The 15,329-nt window shown below is 67.5% G+C and carries 12 protein-coding genes and 1 riboswitch; of the genes, 4 read left to right on the top strand and 8 right to left on the bottom strand.

All coding sequences use genetic code 11. The features are described from left to right. Nucleotides 1-650 precede the first annotated feature (650 nt). The gene (locus tag AB0C34_RS07375) at nt 651-3,197 is read right to left on the bottom strand and encodes an AAA family ATPase (protein ID WP_357068354.1); all 2,547 of its coding nucleotides are present in this window, start codon (nt 3,195-3,197) and stop codon (nt 651-653) included. 166 nt (nt 3,198-3,363) lie between these two features. Between AB0C34_RS07375 and AB0C34_RS07370 the strand changes: the two genes are divergently transcribed. Beyond that, nucleotides 3,364-4,563: a styrene monooxygenase/indole monooxygenase family protein gene (locus AB0C34_RS07370; protein WP_357068352.1), complete on the top strand. Its 1,200-nt coding sequence runs from the start codon at nt 3,364-3,366 to the stop codon at nt 4,561-4,563. A 19-nt stretch (nt 4,564-4,582) separates the two neighbouring features. Here the strand turns inward: AB0C34_RS07370 and AB0C34_RS07365 are convergent, their stop codons facing one another. Continuing rightward, the gene (locus AB0C34_RS07365; RefSeq protein ID WP_357068566.1) at nt 4,583-5,749 is read right to left on the bottom strand and encodes a cytochrome P450; all 1,167 of its coding nucleotides are present in this window, start codon (nt 5,747-5,749) and stop codon (nt 4,583-4,585) included. Nucleotides 5,750-6,366: 617 nt separating this feature from the next. Between AB0C34_RS07365 and AB0C34_RS07360 the strand changes: the two genes are divergently transcribed. The 3 genes from AB0C34_RS07360 to AB0C34_RS07350 all read left to right on the top strand — a co-directional run bounded on the left by AB0C34_RS07360 (nt 6,367) and on the right by AB0C34_RS07350 (nt 9,683). Then, on the top strand, nt 6,367-6,765 hold the full coding sequence (locus AB0C34_RS07360; protein ID WP_357068350.1) for a hypothetical protein: 399 nt from the start codon (nt 6,367-6,369) through the stop codon (nt 6,763-6,765). A 608-nt stretch (nt 6,766-7,373) separates the two neighbouring features. Then, nucleotides 7,374-7,489, top strand: a riboswitch (TPP riboswitch). Further along, on the top strand, nt 7,483-8,850 hold the full coding sequence (locus AB0C34_RS07355; RefSeq protein ID WP_357068348.1) for a cytosine permease: 1,368 nt from the start codon (nt 7,483-7,485) through the stop codon (nt 8,848-8,850). (Overlaps the previous riboswitch by 7 nt.) Nucleotides 8,851-8,870: 20 nt before the next feature. Beyond that, the gene (locus tag AB0C34_RS07350; RefSeq protein WP_357068346.1) at nt 8,871-9,683 is read left to right on the top strand and encodes a DUF72 domain-containing protein; all 813 of its coding nucleotides are present in this window, start codon (nt 8,871-8,873) and stop codon (nt 9,681-9,683) included. Nucleotides 9,684-9,764: 81 nt separating this feature from the next. Here AB0C34_RS07350 and AB0C34_RS07345 read toward each other — a convergent pair whose 3' ends face one another. From AB0C34_RS07345 to AB0C34_RS07320, 6 genes are all read right to left on the bottom strand, one after another. Next, on the bottom strand, nt 9,765-10,088 hold the full coding sequence (locus AB0C34_RS07345; protein WP_357068344.1) for a CopG family transcriptional regulator: 324 nt from the start codon (nt 10,086-10,088) through the stop codon (nt 9,765-9,767). Next, nucleotides 10,081-10,359: a hypothetical protein gene (locus AB0C34_RS07340; RefSeq protein WP_357068342.1), complete on the bottom strand. Its 279-nt coding sequence runs from the start codon at nt 10,357-10,359 to the stop codon at nt 10,081-10,083. Before AB0C34_RS07340 ends, AB0C34_RS07345 begins: the two co-directional genes overlap by 8 nt. 40 nt (nt 10,360-10,399) lie before the next feature. Next, nucleotides 10,400-11,953: a DUF4173 domain-containing protein gene (locus AB0C34_RS07335; protein ID WP_357068340.1), complete on the bottom strand. Its 1,554-nt coding sequence runs from the start codon at nt 11,951-11,953 to the stop codon at nt 10,400-10,402. 71 nt (nt 11,954-12,024) lie between these two features. Next, a complete protein-coding gene (locus AB0C34_RS07330; protein WP_357068564.1) occupies nt 12,025-13,038 on the bottom strand; it encodes an ATP-binding protein in 1,014 nt (337 codons plus the stop codon). 170 nt (nt 13,039-13,208) lie between these two features. Next, on the bottom strand, nt 13,209-13,901 hold the full coding sequence (locus tag AB0C34_RS07325; protein ID WP_357068338.1) for a response regulator transcription factor: 693 nt from the start codon (nt 13,899-13,901) through the stop codon (nt 13,209-13,211). Nucleotides 13,902-14,072: 171 nt separating this feature from the next. Further along, nucleotides 14,073-15,197: a lipase family protein gene (locus AB0C34_RS07320; protein ID WP_357068336.1), complete on the bottom strand. Its 1,125-nt coding sequence runs from the start codon at nt 15,195-15,197 to the stop codon at nt 14,073-14,075. Nucleotides 15,198-15,329: the final 132 nt, after the last annotated feature.

Raw genomic sequence — 15,329 nt, 5'->3', positions numbered from 1 at the left:
ACCGCCGAACCACTCATCACCACACCAGCAACCACCAAAACCGAGACGGTCATCGGAGCAGAAACACGCATTCGACCACACCCATCCTCGACGTCCTCCGCGCGTCTGGAACGGGTGAGTCCGTGTGGGAGACAGCGTCACCTCGCCGGCGAAGCCGCGGCCGTCAACCCACCCGATCCCATACGGGGGAGCGAACACTCGATAACATACGGTACACAAATACCGTGTACATCGAGTATGGATCCGAAAATTCGGGATAACTTGCGCGGCGCGGCGGCCTTGTCGTCCAGAGTACCGGTCAGCGCGGTAGCGCGACATCGAGCGAATTCATGCGGCGGCGGTGCCGAACAGGCAAGGCCCACAACAGGTCACGATGACTCCATGGGGCCTTACCCCACGCAGTACAGGTCGGCCTCCACCACCCGAGCACTACCGGCGGGAATCGACCTGCTCCCCGAACCGCGCCAGTTCCGTTGTCGGCTCGATGCTTTCGAGTAGCTGGCCTGGGCGGCGGAGGAGACGCGCCCATTCGACGGGATCCCGCCGGTACCGAACGATCCGGGATGCCGTCGGGCCCGGCTACGGACCGCCCGTGTCGTCTCGAATCCGCCCGGCCGCGAAGTCGTGCAGCCCTATACTTCTCGACCGCCTCACGACCGGCGCGGACGCCGCGGGCGCCGCGCGGCTTCCTCGGCTACCCGGGCTCGCTGGGCGGCCGGAACAAGAACGAGGATGTCCTCGCGCGAGCCGATCATGAGTTTCTGCAGGATCGCGGCCATCTGAGCGTCGACGGTCTTGAACGAACTGCCACGCCGCGCGGCGATCGCGGTGTTGGTCCACCCGGCTGCCGCCAAGACCGCGACCTCCTGCTCAGCCGTCGACAACTCCTGCCACGGCGACGGGCGCTGCCGCCGCACCGGATGATCGACCGGCAACCGGTCCAATGACAGTGTGCCCAATGCCAATTGGGCCACCTCATCGAGCTCGGGCCGCAGCAGAGCCCCTTCGCGCTCACCCACCGCGAACGCCTCCGCACCGAGTACCTCGCGGGCGACCGCGATGGCGGCGGCGGTCTCCGTGGCGAACGGGCCCAGATTCGCGATATCCACGCCCAGTCGCTGCCGCAGTGCGGCAACACCACCGATGAGCCGCGCGATGTCGCGGGCCCACTCCCGCACGACGTCGGACCGCTCGGCGCCCCCGTCGGCGATCAGGCGCGCCAGCGACCACGCCCGGACGTGGATCGCCCACACCGCGCCCCACTGATCACGCATCGCGAGTTGGCTCGCCAACGTCGTCCGTCCCACGGCCAGAGCTTGTTGCGGATCGCCGTGCTTGGTCAACGCAATCGCCCAGGCCAATTCGGCCCATGATTCGGCCCATCGCGCTCCGGAGTGTTCCGCGTTGTCGCGGTGCCGCCGGGCGATGTCGAGCGCCTGCACCGCCGTGCCGAGAAACGCGGCGGCCAGTGCCTCGAACAGTTCACTCATCGCCGCGCCGCCGCGGTCGCCGCGCGCGGCGAATTTCGCCCGTGCACGGGCGAATACCGAGATCGCGCGGAAGTCGCACCGGGCGAGCATCAGCTCGCTGCCCCTGGTGAATTCCACCACGGCGGGCAGCCCGAGATCCCGCTCGGGGTGCTCGCGCCAGCCCTCGCGAGTCGCCGGATCCGGCACACACACGGCGACGCACTCGTCGAGCATGCGCGCGGCGTCATCGTGCACGCCCTGACACATACTGATCCACCCGATCAGCGACATCGCGGCGATCTGCAACTCGACCGGCTGTGGGTCGAGGCCGCGGGTGGCGGCGAGGGTACGCTCGGCCCAGCGGCGTGGCTCGCGGAGCGACCCTGTGAAGAACGGGATACGCAAGGCGATGAGCCCGACCACGATCTCCAAACCGACCGCGGCCTCCCCGGGCGTGCCGAGGCTGCCATCAATGGCGCACGCCAGGTTGTCCCATGCCGCGCGGGCCCAGTCCAGCAGTTCCTGTTCGGCCGGGCCGAACCATTCGGCCTGTGCCTCGGCGACCTTGTCCCGGTAGTAGCGGCGGTGCCTGGCCGCCACCCGGACTTCGTCATCGCCGCGTTCGCGCAGTCGCTGTTGGGCGAACACGCGAAAACTCTCCAGCAGCGAGTAGCGCACCGTGGTCGCCGTCAGGTGGACCGAAACCAGCGATTGATCAGCGAGCCGCTCGAGCAGGTCCTCGACATCAGCGCGCGCGAGACCATTTCGGTCGTCGTCCGCGCACACCGCCTCGATCGCCTCCAGCTCGGCGCCCACGTCGAGATCGGACGCGCCCTGGTCCTCGTGGTCGACGTCGTAGCCGGCCGCGAACACCGACAGCCGATCGAACAGGAGACGCTCCTTGTCCGCGCACAAGTCGTAGGACCAGGCGATGACGTCGCGGATGCCCTGGTGTCGATCGTCGGCGCCTACCCGGGGCCCATGCGCCCAGTGCAGCCGCCGGTCGCCTGCCTCTCCGCTGAGGTCGCGCAACATCGTCGTCAGCGGCTGCCGGCGCAGCCGGGCGGCAGCCAACCGAATGTAGAGCGGGTGGTTGTGCACATGCCTGCAGATTGCGATGGCCTGCTCGATGTCGCGGTCGGCGATGGTGTGTCCGATCAGGCCCGCACGTTGCCGGAACAAGGTCAGTGCCTGCTCTTGGGACAACGCCGGCACCGGCACGAGTTGCTCGTCGATCCAGCCGATCGCCTCGCGGCTGGTGGCGAGCACGGTGAGTCCGGGTACCGCGTCGAGCAGGTCGGCAATCACCCGACCCGCCCCGTCCAGGACGTGCTCGCAATTGTCCATCACGAGGATCGTCCGCACGGCGCGGCCGACGGCATCGGTTCGGGCGAGTGTGGCGATCACCGCATCCCACGCCGACCTTCCGGAGAAGTCCGCGGCCACCAACGACTGTGCGAGTTCCTCTTCGATCGCCGACGCATCGGCATCCCTGGACAACCGGGCCAGGCGCACCCAGTGCACCGGCACTCGCCGCGCCTTGTGCAGGCGATGCGCGACCTCCGTCGCCAACCGAGTCTTGCCGATCCCGCCCACGCCGATCAGGGTGACCAGCCGGGTGGAGCCGAGCAGCAACATCCCGATCTTCTCCAGCTCGCGATCGCGGCCGACGAAATCGCTGGTGGCCGCCGGTGGAGGACCTGGACCCGACGTACGTTCTACCGACACACCAATGCAGCGTAGTCGGGCAACGGCGACGGAATGCAGGAGAATGGGGGTTCGGCAAAGATCCGGTACGCACGCGAGGCGGACGGCCTCTACCGATGTGCCACACCCACCTATTCGCCGACGATTTCGCTGTACCGCAGTCGATCTCCGACCGAAAGGACCTGCAGTGGCACAGATACAAATCCTCGGGGCGGGGGAATGTGGGTTACCCCTCGCCCACCAGCTCCTGCGTGGCGGCAAGTCGGTCACTCTGGTGACCCACCGCGATGCCGCTGCCGTGCTCGCGGGCACCGTGACCAGCACACAGGTCAAGTTTCCGGCGACCCTGGACCTCGAATCACATGCAGGGTTGGGCGTCTGGCGCTCGGCCGCGCCGAACATCGAGGGTATCCGCCTCGCTATGGTCGTCGACCGCACGGTGACGGCAGGGTGGGCAGGGCGCTTCACCCGACCGGCACAGAGCGTGGACCAACGGACGGTGTTCGCGCACTGGCTCACCGATTTCGTGGCCGCGGGTGGAGACCTGCGTATCGCCGAGCCGTCGGTGGCGGAACTCGACCGCACGGCGGCCGACTACGATCTGACCGTTGTGACCCGCGCCTCGGGTGAGCTCGCCGCCTGTTTCGAGGCCGACCCGGCGTGGACTCTTCCGGCCGAACCGCTACGCCGCCTCGCGGTGCTGTATCTCGACGGCGTCGAGTCGGACCCGGACCACCTCGGTAGCTATATTTCACTGCCCGAGCATGGAGAAGTGATCTCGTATCCCGGTCTGACCGGGCCACCCGGGCAGGAACGCCGCTGTGAGATGGTACTTTTCGAGGCGCGGCCGGGCAGTTCGCTGGATGTGTTCGATCGGCACAGCACGCCTGCCGAACGCCTCCGACAGGCCAAACAGCTGCTTGACCGTTACTTGCCCGCCGAGTTGGCCGATCGATATCGCGACGCCGAATTGACCGACGCCGGAGCGACTCTGGTCGGCGCCGTGGCACCGGCCATGCGCAAGGCGGTGGGCACTCTTCCGTCCGGCACGCCGGTGCTCGGTGGCGGCGACGTAGTCTGCCGGATGGACCCGGGGGGCGCGCAGGGCGCCAATAACGCCATCCACTGCGCTATCCGCTATGGCGAGGCGATCCTGCACGACCCCGCGGGCCCCTACGACCGGGCCTGGATGGAGTGGGCAGCGACGCCGTGGCTCACCGGCATCGCGCACCCTGCGGCGCTGTGGACCATGACGGTGCTCGACCCGCCCCCAGCGATGCAGGAGCTGATGCTCGCCGCGCAGCACGACCCGATGCTGGCCGACGCGTTCGCGGATACCTTCGCACGCCCGGCGAACATGGCCCGGTTCGCGGACGCCCCTGCCTGAGCGGTGACCGACTCAGCTGTCAGGGCTGCCAGGTGGGCAGCGCGGGGAAAACGACCGGCAGCGCGGCAAGGGCTCGATGGAAAGGCCCTTGCCGCCAGGTCAACTTGTGCGCGTCCACCGCGGGCCGAAGTTCGGGAAGCGCGTCGAGCAGCTGGTCGATCGCATCCTGGACGATCAGATAGGCCGGACTCCGCGCTGGGCATGCGTGCGGGCCGGCGCCCCAGGCCAGGTGCGATCGGTTGCCGGTATGGTCGGCGGAGCCGATCGCCGGGTCGTTGTTGCACCCCGCCATGCTGATTACGACCGGCTGGTGCGCGGGCAGCCAGACGTCGCCGATCAGGATCGGCTGACGCGGGTAGGTGACGCAGAAGTTCGCCATCGGCGGATCGGTGAACAGCACCTCGTCGAGGGCGTCCCGGGTGGACAGGCTGCCGCCGAGGACATCGCCGCCGAATCGGTCGTCGGTCAGGATCAGCACCAGGCTGTTGATGATCAGGTTCTGTAGCGGTTCGATGCCCGCGCCGTAGAGGACCACCAGCTGGTGGATCAGTTCCGCGTCGTCGAGGTTCGCCGGATGCTGGATCAGGCGGGTCGCGATATCGTCGCCCGGCTCGGCGCGTTTGAGCTCGACCAGCCGCAACAGCGCCGCACTGAGCATCTGATTGCCCCGTTCGGCATCGACGCCGTCGAACACCGCGGCGGTCGCGGCGGCGACCTGCTGCCCGATCTCCTGCGGGCAGCCGAGCATCGCGTTGATCGTCTCGAAGGCGAGCGGAAACGCGTACTGGGACACCAGATCGGATTTGCCCGACGCGCAGAAGTCGTTGATCAGGGGGACGGCGATCCGTTCTACCGTCGCATGAAGCGCGTGCAGGTCGACGGCATTGATGCTCGCGGTGTTGGCCTGCCGGTAGCGGGCGTGGTCGGCGCCCGCGCTCCGCAACGCGTTCGGGCGCCACTCCATGACCGGCAGCACCGGGCAGTCCGCGGGGACGTTCGCCTGCCAGGTCCGGGGGTCGGCCGGGAAGTGCGCCGGATCGTGCAGAATCTGCACCGCGGCGTGGTACCCGATCACCAATGTCGCGGGCACTCCGGGCGCCAGTTCGACCGGCACCAGCGATCCGTGCCGGGTCCGCATCTCCCGGTAGGCGCGATGCGGGTCGGCGGCGAACTTCTCGGTGTACAGCGCTACACGCTCGGCGTCGGCGTCGCTGAATGCGGGATGCGCACTATATTGCGCGCCACTCTCATTCGCAGGAGAGGTGTGGTCGTGGGTCACGGTGCTGCTCCCCCATCAGAGGTGAATTCGACGATTGCGATCCGGCGAGCGACACCGCGCCGTCCCAACTCGCTTGTCGTCCAACATGTTCGGCGCGACGACTCGACTCGTCACCCCCGACCGCCGGGCGGATCGACAAACACAATGGCCCAGTAGGTAGATCGCGGGCATCGGTAGTCACCGGTGACATGGGACGATTCCGTCGCGGCAGCGCCGTTCAGGGCACTGTCACTCCAGTTTTCGGTCGTCGATCCACCGGATGCGCGGGCACTGCGCTGAAGCCGTCCACTCGATCCGCAGCAACGATCGGTAGCGGCGGCGATGCCGAGGATTCGCTGTCAATGCACCGGAGACGCCGCACGCGGGGGATGCCGGCGATGGGTGGACCGGATGGCATGGTGGTGGAGTGGTCACGGGCGCCGCGGCCCCGCATCGACGGGGACACAACAAGTTCGGCGGTCACGCGGCTGGTGTATAACATCCATCGGCCCGGCCGACTCCATGACGAGCGATAGCGAGACACGATGCACGGTTATCTGAACCAGGTGTCCCAAGGCGCCAGCCCCTCCGGCTATCCCACACGCGAAAGCATCGAACCCCGCGCGGTCGAGCCACCGGGCAGCGCTGATCTGATCGTGAGTGCGTTGCTGTGGTTCCTGCCCGCGACGCTGGCCATGATGTCCGTGGTGCTCGCGCCCTGGTTCCTGATGGCGGGTGGTGTGTGCGAGTCCAAACCCGGCTGTCGGGTCGACATCAGCGCGGGTGTCTGGGTGATGGTCGGCGGCGGAATCACGGGATTCGTTGTCGGCGCGGTGATGTCCGGGAGGGCAGCCAAGCAGGGCCGGGCACTGTTTCCCGGCGCGCTGGTCGGAGCCGTCCTCGTGGTGCTGGCGTGGTTCGCGGGCTCGTTCCTCATGGGATAGTTCGCCATCGCGGCGGATCGAACGGCGCGGCCCACCCGACTTCCCAGTAGCACGGGCGATTGCGCCCGACGTAGTGCGTGCCGATCGGAGCGACCGCCGAGAGGTCAGCATGCGTCGTCGCTGTCCTGGTAGTGGGCCCGAGCCGGTGGCGCGCCGCCGGCTGTCGGGGCTGCGGACGCCGCACCCGAATCGGCTTTCAGGTACCAGGCTTTCGGTCGAGTCGCCGACCGCTACCCGCAGGATCTGCCGGTGTAACGGGCACTGACACCGCTGCTACGTCAGTGTCCAGGGGTGTAGACGACGCGGGCGAGCAGCGCGGGATCAGCATGTCCGTCCGGGTTCTTCCAGATCGGCAACTCCGGGGTGAAGTCGTAAGGGTGCTACCCGGTAACCATAGGAAGGCTCACCGCACGAGCGCCGGTTTCCGGCTACGGCCGCCAGAGCGAACATGTTCGTACGGAGCAATTCATTCTCGATGCGAGGCGCCCTGCTCCCGGCAGCGCTGATTCGTTACACCACCCGGGCCATCGGGCCTCTGCGGCGGCGGAGTCAGGTCGACCTCGTATTCCATCATGCCCGACTCTGGTGCGGGTGTACTATTCGCCGGAATCACCCATCGCGGGAGCTCGGGCTCGGCCGGGCTGAGAGGGCGTACCCTACGCGTCGCCGACCGCATGAACCTGTCCGGGTAATGCCGGCGTAGGGAGCATTACCGTCATGGCGTCATCGACCCTGGACAATGCCGGCCACGAAGCCCCGCTCACGCTCGACCAGCCCGCACCGAAAGTGCTGTCGTTCTGGGATCAGAGCGCATTCTGGGCCAACCTCGGCGTCAGCCTCTTCGCGTTCTCCGGCGCCTACACAGTGCTGGCGCCGAACGCACAGGGCGCAGCGCAGATCTCGATCGCGGCGGGCATCCTCGCGACGATCATCGGGACCGTGCTGGGCGGGCTGATGCTCGGTGCGGCGGCTGTCCCCGGCGCGCGGACCGGCAAGCCCGCGATGGTGCTGCTTCGTGGTCTGTTCGGCGCGAAGCTGAGCTACCTGCCGACAGTTCTGAACGTTGCGCAGCTGATCGGCTGGGGGACATTCGAGCTGATCGTGATCGGCGATGCGGCCGCCGAACTGTTCCACGGCGGGCCGCACTGGCTCTACGTGGTGGCCGCGGGACTGCTCACCACCGTCCTGACGATCTGGCCCCTCGGGTCGGTCCGAGTACTGCGCCGGTTCGTGACGGTCGGCGTGGTCATCGCGTTGATCTGGTTCTATGTCCAGTTCATCCGCAGCGGGCTCCCCGACCTGCTGGCCGATCCCGGACCGCGGGGCGACGGCCCGTTCGGGGTCGACTGGAACCTCTTCTGGATTGCCACCGATGCCGCCCTCGCTGTCTCCATCTCCTGGGTGCCGGTCGCCGCCGACTACACCCGCCACTCCCGCAGCAGCCGCTCGGCGTTCGGGGCGGCCAGCGGGGCATACGCCCTCACCCAGATCATCGCCTATGTCCTGGGACTGTTCGCGCTGGCGCTCACGACCGCGGACGACAGCCCGTATACACCATTCCTGCAGGTGAGCCTAGGCGCACTGTTCTTCTTCGTCTTCGTGCTGCGCGAGGCCGACCAGTCGTTCGCCAACGTCTATTCCACCGCGGTCTCGATCCAGAATCTGACGCCGCGAGTCGACCGCCGCATCCTGTCGATCGGCCTGGGCACCCTGATCACACTGTTCGCGCTGCGGTTGGACATGGCCGACTACTTCGGCTTCCTCGGGCTGATCGGATCGGTCTTCGTACCACTGCTCGGTGTGCTGGTGGCCGATTTCTTCCTGCGCGCGAACGGTGTGTGGAACACCGCGCATGATGCCCCCTCCCGTTGGGGAATGATCGTCGCCTGGCTGGTGGGACTCACGGTGTATCAGCTGGTCAACCCCGGTGACGCGGGGCGGTGGACCGACTTCTGGATATGGATTCAGGGGATCGTACATTTCACCAAGCAGGCATGGATGAGCGCCTCGCTGCTGTCGTTCGGAGCGGCGGTCCTGGTGGCGTGGCTGGTCGGGCGAATCACAGCGCCGCGCAAACCGGCGTAGCGGTTTGCCACGATGGAGAGATGGGGCAGATCCGAGTCGGCACGTCGGGGTGGGTGTATCCGCCGTGGCGAGGGACGTTGTATCCAGCGGGCCTGACGCAGAAGCGGGAACTGGCCTATCTGTCCGAACGCCTCGATTCGGTCGAGATCAATGGGTCGTTCTACGCGCTGCAACGTCCGTCCAGCTACCGAACCTGGGCCGAGCAGACCCCGGACGATTTCGTGTTCGCGGTGAAGGGCAGTAGGTACATCACCCATATGAAGCGCCTGCGCGACGACGACGCCCCGCTGGCCAACTTCCTCGCGTCCGGACCGCTCGCGCTCGGACCGAAGCTGGGACCGATCCTGTGGCAGCTGCCACCGACGTTGCCGTTCGACGTGCAGCTGATCGACACGTTCCTCAGCCACCTCCCCCGCACCACCGTGCAGGGCGTCGAGGTCGCTCGACGACACGACCAGCGGGTCGACCCCGCCTACGCGGCGACAGACGCCGACCGTCCGCTGCGGCACGCGCTGGAAGTCAGGCACGACAGCTTCGTGACGCCGAAGTGCACCGACTTGCTCAGGCGGCACGGCGTCGCACTGGTGGTCGCCGATGCGGCGGGCAAGTATCCGCTGCTCGAGGAGGTCACCGCGGATTTCGTGTACATCCGGCTACATGGACACGACGAACTCTACGTCAGCGGGTACACCGACCATGCCCTGGACGAGTGGGCGGTGAAGATCCGCGCGTGGGCCGAGACCGGCGACGTGTTCGCCTATTTCGACAACGACGCGAAGGTCATGGCGCCACGCGACGCCCTTGCTCTGCGGACACGGCTGGCACGCCCGTGAAGTATTCGGCCTCGCCACCGACGGTTGGTCACACAGTTCGATCGGACGCTGTGCCGCGACAACGGTGACGCGGCGGGTTCGTTACGCCGACCGGCGCAGCGGGTGTAGTGCGGCCAGTGCGCGCAGCGCGTCGGCGCGGGAAATCGGTTGGTCGTTCTCCAGGGTTGCCAGTTCTAGTTCGATCCAGTCGCGGATGAGCGCGGACATGGTCACGTTGCGCTGTTCAGCGGCCTTCTTGACCCGCTGGTGCAGATCGAGCGGGATGCGCAGTGAGGTGGTGACGGTGACCGTGTCGTCCGGGCACAGCGGTGGCGGCACCTCGGCCGGATCCACCGGCACGTCGCTGTATTCGAGGCCGGACAGGAAGTCCGGGACGTCGGTCGGGTTTGTCGGGTAATCAGTCATCGGCGTGCTCCCAACGCTCGAGTTCAGCCACCTGGGCGTCGGACATCTCGACCGCACCCAGGATGTCCCACTGCCAGCCTTCGGTGCGGCGGACAGCGACCACCAGTGGCCGGCCGGTGCTGGTACGGCCCCACACCGTCAGGACCGGCAGCGCATTCCGCCCACGCGCCTGCCGAGGCCAGCGGCGGACACCCATGAGCACCTGCAGTACCTCGTGCGGATCGATCCCCACGAGCGACAACAGTGCCCACTCAGGCCAGTTATAACCCACGATCAGCGATAATACAAGTGTATTGCACCGAATCGCACGCTCAGCGTGCTGTCGCGCGGGAGAGGTTCCAGCTCTGCCAGGTGTCATCGTCGAGGTCCGCGCGAAGCCGGTTGCGCACAGTCGTGCGCAACGGTTCGGGAAGCCGATCGGTCGCGGGCAAGATATCCGGTGAGAGTGCTCCCAGGTAGTCGACATCCAACGGCTTGCCATGTAGCCATCGGTCGATGTTCTTGTCCGCGATCAACTGTTCCGGGTCCAGGACGGCGAGGGCGAGGACGGTGGCCGCGGCGGTTGCGAGTACAGCGCGCGGCAGCCACATGTGTTCTAGTCGCGCGACCGCGGCCGTGACCAGCAGGTAGACCAGACCCAGCCACAATTCGCAGACCTCGACCAGGAGACGAAGGACGGTGAAGCCGTACGCCTGCTGGTATGTCCACATTCGACCGAGGGCCGAGGCGACGATGATCAATGCGAGCATGCTTACCGCCGTGAGCAGTCCGCGAAGCCACCACCGATCCGCCGCTGTGTCTTGCGTGGCCCAGCGCAGCACGATCACGATCACCACCAGTGTCAGGATGGTGACCGCCGACAATTGCCAAAACCCACTGCGCGCATATTCGGCATAGGTCAGCCCCGCGGTGCGGCGAACATATCCGTCGCCACCGAAGAGAGCGACGAACTGGGCAGCTACGAACGCCGCGAACAGAATCGCGAGTGCCCCAACCGGCAGCGCCCACTCCATACGCCGCAGACCCCGGCCGCCGCCGTCGTGGACGGCCGCGGATGCCGGCGGACCGGCGAGTAGAAACGACGCGCCGAGGGCACCGAACGCGAACATCCCGAACAGCACGATCCACCGCAACACCGAAGGTGGGTCGAGATCCGGCGTCACGACCTCGAGTAGGGCAGCAAATGTCGCGTCGGCGCTGCCGAGCAGCGGGACGAATACCGCGAACAACGCTACGGTCACCACTACCGACAACCCGAGCCGCCACGCCCGCTTCGCTTCACTCGCGCGCACCCGACTCATGCCCGCGTACACCCACCGCACGGCGGCAGACGCCGCGAGCGGAACGGCCACCATGTCGTAGAGGACGCCGCGCGCCGACCGACGCCCGACGACAGCCAGTGACCCGCTGACGGAGGCGGCTACGACACACAGCGCGAACAGCCACCCCGCGGCGCGGAACGCGCCGACCGCCAGCAGGGCCAGCGCGAGCAATGCCCACCAGAGCCGTCCCGCATTTTCCCTGCGACGTGCAAATGCCCGCGGTCGGATGGGTCGTTCGGTCCCAAGCTCTGGTGCAGAGCCGTCGATGGTGTCGGGCGCACCGGGCACGATCACAGCGGCGCGGCGAGCATTGCGGTCGATCGAGAAGACTGCCGTCACGAGTACTGAACCCGCGAGGACCCAGCCGATTCCGGGCCGGTCGGCCGGGATCAGGATCGCGGCGGCCACCCCAGAAATCAGGGCTGCCGGCACCACACCGGGCGGACAGGCGACCTGCCGCCATCGTGGCGGCCGCGTGTGGACCATTGGGGCCGGGAGGTGTACCCGCTCGGTCTCGACTGCGGGCTCGGATCTTTCGGGCATAGTTTCTCCTGTCGGCATGCGGGATTACCCGGGTCCTCCGTACGGAGGACCGGGTTGTCTGATCTGGAAAGTCAGCGGTTCGGCAGGACCACGCGAATGCGGGAGCCGGGGTCGGCGACGGCGATGGTCCCGCCGTGCAGGTCGACCACCCAGCGGGAGATGGCGAGACCGAGTCCGGTGCCGCCGCCTACCGTTCGACCGCCTCTGGTGAAACGGTCGAAGACGGTCGCTCGCTCGGCGAGCGGGATACCGGGGCCTTCGTCCTGCACGTCGATGACGATGTCGTGCTGGCGCTTCGACGCGGTGATGCGGACTTCCCCGCCAGCCGGGCCGTGCCGTGCGGCATTGTCGAGCAGATTGAGTAACACCTGATGCACACGCGCGCGGTCCGCGAACACGCTCACGGTGCTCGGCTCTACCTCGGTATGGAAACGCACGCCGCGCCCGAAGGCGGCGGTCATGACTTCGGCCTCGGCAACGACCTCGGCCAGCAGCGGCGCGACCGGGAACTCTTCCCGGTCGAGCGGAAATGCGCCCGCTTCGATGCTGGACAGGTCGAGCAGTTCGGAGACGAGCAAGCTCAGCCGCTCGGTTTGCGCCAACGCCGTGCGCAGCGTCGCCGCGTCGGGCACCCAGACGCCGTCGACCAAGTTCTCCAGTACCGCGTTCAAGGCGGTGATGGGTGTGCGCAGTTCGTGCGACACGTTCGCGATGAGATCGCGGCGTTGTTGGTCGGCCGCGGCCAAGTCGGCGGCCATCTGGTTGAACGCCTCGGCCAATTGTCCGACCTCGTCGCGGGAGGTCGCCCGTACCCGGCGGGTGTAGTCGCCGTGTGCCATCCGCTGAGCGGCCGCCGTCATCTCACGCAGCGGCCGCGTGATGCCATGGGCGAGAAACTGCGAGGTCACCAGCGCTATCACCGTCGCGGTGATCGTTGTCCGCGGTGGCAACCACCCGATCTGGAACCGGAAGAACCCGAACGCGACGCCGCCGGAACACAGCATGAGAATCGCCAGTTTCAGCTTGATCGACCGCACCCGATCGAGCGGCCGCGGCAACGTCTCAGTTGCTACCCGGTCCCCCATCTGGCGGACCCAACTCCAGGTGGCGGAGGCGATGCCGGGGCGTGCACCTGACGTCGCCTGATCGATACCTGGTGTAGAGCCCCGTTCGCCGGCCTGATGATCCGCTCCGACGAACCGCGGGGACTGCGCACCACGGGCGGTTCCGGACCGAGCCCGCCCGTGCTCGGTGCTCATCGAGCCTCCAGTGCGTAGCCGACACCGTGCACAGTACGGATCAGGTCGGCACCGAGCTTGCGGCGCAACGCCTTGACGTGACTGTCGACCGCGCGCGTGCCAGCGGCGTCGGCCCAGTCCCAGACTTCTTCGAGCAGCTGTTCGCGGGCGAGAACCACCCGTGGCCGACGCGCCAAGCGGGCCAACAGGTCGAATTCGAGTGGCGTGAGCTGCGCCTCGACCTCGGCGCGCCACACCCGACGCTGGTCGACATCGATGCGTAGATCACCGACCAGGATGCTTGCGCCGTCCCGGTCGGCGGCGCGCTCCACCCGGCGCAGCAGCGCATGCACCCGGGCCGCGAGCACACGCAGCGAGAACGGCTTCGTCAGATAGTCGTCCGCACCAACCCCGAGACCGATGAGCTGGTCGGTTTCGTCGGTGCGCGCGGTGAGCATGAGCACGGGAATCGGACGGACGGCCTGAACGCGGCGGCAGACTTCGAGCCCGTCGAAGCCCGGCAGCATGATATCGAGAACCACCAGGTCCGGTTTCCTGGCCGCGACAGCGGCGACCGCCGAGGGGCCGTCGTGCGCCAGGTCCACGGTGAACCCTTCCGCCCGCAGTCTCGCCGCCACGGATTCGGCGATGGTCACTTCGTCATCGACCACGAGGATCCGACGTGATGCGGCCGATGCGCTCTGTTCCATGACCGGAACCCTAGCCACCGGCTGTGGAGAGAACCGTCGTCAATTGTGGAGATCCGGTGTGCACTCGGCTCAGCGAGGACCATCTGACCGTCGACCTACCCCGCGGCGACGCCGGCCGGCCCATCTCGCTTGGACACCCGGCGGGAGCGCCTGCTCTGGAGACGACGGCACTCAGGTGAAACGGCGCGCCACGAACGGGATACTGTCGGGCACGGACGCGGGCATCGTGCCGCTGTGGTCTTTGCCCGGGTAGACGTGGACCTCGGGCCGGACGCCGTGCAATTCCAGGTCGATGACCAGCTTCGCGGTCAGCGGGGCAGGGACATCGGTGTCGTTGGTGCCCTGGCCGATGAACAGCGGACGGTCGTACCCGGTGAGCGGGACGTCCAGCACCGGGCGCGCGGTGGCGACGAAGTCACCGTCGGCCAGCGGACGGGAGAACAGCTGGGCCACCGAGACTCCCTTCGCACGGTCGGCCAACTGTGGGAAGCACAGCGTCGCCGCCGCAGTGGTCAGTTGCCTGCCGAGCGAGGTGAGGTAGCTGTCGATATCGAAGTCGGGACGGGCAGCTTTCAGGCCGACCATTACATAGGTGATGTAGGCGGTGAGGTGCGCGGACTCGATCGCGGGCATACCGGGCCCGATGAGCGAAACCGCCTCGACGACATTGGATGCTGGGCCGGTCGCGACCGCGCCGCGATAGTCGAGTTCCGGTGCGTACGCCGTAGCCAGCGATGCGGTGAAGACCGTCCCGCCGCCGCCCTGCGACTGGCCGATAGCCATCCACTTCGAGGCCAGCGAATCGTCTACGGCGCGCGCGGCGCGCACCATGTCGATCGCCGCGTGCGCCTCGGCGCGGCCGTCCAGGTAGGCGTGCGGTTCCGGGGTGCCCAGGCCGATGTAGTCGGTGGCGACGACGGCATACCCCTGCTTCATCCAGGTGGCCAAGTAGTCCAAGTCGCGTTCGCTGCGTCCCGCGGTCGAAGGTGCACACTCGTCGCCGAGACCGACCGTGCCGTGTTCCCAGGACAACACCGGCCAGCCGCCACTCGGCGGGATGCCCGCGGGGATGAAAACCACCCCGGTGGACAGCGCGGACCGGTGGTCGGAGGTACGGGTCCAGTACGTCACGCGACGCGCCGTGGCGGTGCCCGCGACCCATAACTGTTCGGGCAGTGCCTCGTCGCGCACGACCGTGCCAGGCACGTGTGCCTCCGGCTCGGCCTGCACGGCACCTACCGGCAGCACCGACATCGTCGCCGCGACGACGATGATTCCTACCCGTCGGATCAGCACAGGGGCCCGCCTCTCGTTGTCGCGTCGACTCGATGTCGGATCGAGAAGGATGCTCGACCATTCGATCGCCGCACCGCCCTGCATTCTCGACCGCGCGGTAGCAACGCCACAAGTGTCCCGTTTCGGCAGCGG

The sequence above is a fragment of the Nocardia sp. NPDC049220 genome, from assembly GCF_040647855.1.
GTDB lineage: Bacteria > Actinomycetota > Actinomycetes > Mycobacteriales > Mycobacteriaceae > Nocardia.
This window is presented reverse-complemented; position numbering and strand designations above follow the sequence as displayed.